The organism is Pseudonocardia bannensis (genome assembly GCF_012911875.1).
Taxonomy (GTDB): Bacteria; Actinomycetota; Actinomycetes; order Mycobacteriales; family Pseudonocardiaceae; genus Pseudonocardia; species Pseudonocardia bannensis.
Genome location: NZ_JAAXKZ010000244.1, coordinates 1 through 2,199 on the forward strand (window position 1 = coordinate 1; position 2,199 = coordinate 2,199).

Here is a 2,199-nt window from a genome sequence, read left to right on the forward strand (position 1 = left end):
GGCTCCGGCCGCTCCGGCGCCGAAGGCCCCCACTCCCGCCCCGACAACAGTGGCCCCGGCCTCGAAGACGGTCGCCCCGGCCACCCCGACGACCACCCTCGTGCCCGCTCCCGGGGCTTCGACGACCCAACCGGCCACTACGCCGACCGGCTGAACGAACCACGACCGAGGGATGCGTCGTTGCTACTCCGAATGGTGCAAGAGCGACTCGACCGTATGTCGCCTTTATCTGGATTGAGGCGTTTACTATGCGGTAAGGAAGCGCACAGTGACGGGTGGACGCTGTAACGCCCCCGTCCGGGCCCCCGATGAGCGAGTGGCGAAGGGACGCTTGCGCCGTTCGGCTGTCCTCTGATCGGAGTAGTCGCGCCGACGCACCCTTCTTCGTGTTGCTCGACGTGAGGGTGGATCTTGTCGAACGGGGTGACGCCGGCTCGGGGTGTCGAAGACACCGCAGCGTTGAAGGCGCTGCGAGGCTTCAGCGAACTCGCCGGGCCGATCACCGAACCACCGCAGGGTACGTATCGGGTGGCCTACCGCAGCCTGCTGGCGAAGGGTCGCCGAGCGTCCATGACGCGCTCGATCCTGATCATCCTGGCGAACGTGGCCTTCGAGGTCGCCTTCGTGCTCTGGCTGCTCTCGCCCGCCCATCACCCGGAGGTCGAGGGCGGTGGCTGGACCCTGGCCGCCAACATCTTCGTGATCGCCTCGATCGCGTTGGTCGAGGGCCTGCGGATGATCAACGTGATCTCGCTGTCGCTGGCCTCGCTGCTGGCCCGTGATCCGGTTCCGGTGCGGCCCGATCCGACCCTGCGGGTCGCCTTCCTCACCACGATCGTGCCCGGCAAGGAACCGCTGGAGATGGTGCGGACCACCCTGAGGGCGGCCCGGCGGATCCGCCACGACGGCGTCTTCCACGTGTGGTTGCTCGACGAGGGCGATGACCCCGAGGTCCGGGAGATGTGCCGCAAGGAGGGAGTCCGGCACTTCAGCCGCAAGGGCGTGGCCGAGTACAACCAGCCCAGCGGCCATTTCAAGGCCAAGACCAAGCACGGCAACTACAACGCCTGGGTCGACCGTCACGGCTACCGCTACGACGTGTTCCTGTCGGTGGACCCGGACCACGTACCGCTGCCGAACTACGCGGAGCGGATGCTCGGCTACTTCCGCGATCCCGACGTCGCCTACGTGGTGGGCCCGCAGTGCTACGCGAACGTCGACAACACGGTCACCAAGGGCGCGGAGTCGCAGCAGTTCCCGTTCCACAGCGTCATCCAGCGGGCGGCCAACGCCTACGGCGCCGCGATGCTCGTCGGCACGAACAACGCCGTCCGCATCGACGCCCTGATGTGCATCGGTGGCCTCATCGACTCGATCACCGAGGACATGGCGACCGGGCTGGCGCTGCACTCCCGCCGCAACCCGGCGACCGGCTCGAAGTGGCGCTCGGTCTACACCCCGGACGTGGTGGCGGTCGGCGAGGGGCCGACGTCCTGGAGTGACTACTTCAGCCAGCAACTGCGGTGGTCGCGCGGCACGTTCGAGATCCTCGCCGGGACGTTCTGGGGCAGGTTGCACCGGCTCCCACCGGGGCGGCTGCTGCACTACCTGCTGATCGCGACCTTCTACCCGTCGATGGCAGTGGGCTGGATCCTCGGTTCGTTCAACGCCGTGCTCTACCTGGCCTTCGGGGTGTCCGGCATCGTGGTGCCGCCGGAGCTCTGGCTGGCGCTGTACGTCGACGCGACCCTCTTCCAGACCTGGGTCTACGTCCGCAACCGCCGCTACAACGTCAGTCCGTACGAGCAGGCGGGATCGCCGGGGCTGCGCGGCATGGCGATGTCGGTGCTGTGTGCGCCGATCTACGCGAGCTCGCTCATCGCCACCGTGCTGCGCAGGCCGGCGAAGTTCGTCGTGACCCCGAAGAGCGACGCGGCGACCCAGGACCGGCTCGTCACCTTCCGGCGGCATCTGCAGTGGTCGGTGTTGCTGGCGGCCGCGCTCATCGCCTCGGTGTTGCTCGGCTACGCGAACGTCGACGTGATGATGTGGCCCGCGCTGGCCCTGCTGATCAGCCTTGCTCCCGTGGGTCTGTGGCTGTTGGACCGCGGTGGCAGCGACACCCCCGCCGAACCCCGATCGCCCGCCACGACGCCGGCCGGGCTGGTCGAGGGCGTCTCCGGGCCCCCCTTCCCGAAC

At 68.4% G+C, this 2,199-nt stretch carries 1 protein-coding gene; it reads left to right on the top strand.

Annotated features, from left to right (window positions below):
- Window positions 1–459: 459 nt before the first annotated feature.
- Window positions 460–2,199, top strand: a 1,740-nt coding sequence (locus tag HF519_RS29905; RefSeq protein WP_211170782.1) for a glycosyltransferase family 2 protein, incomplete at its 3' end; no start/stop codon positions are given.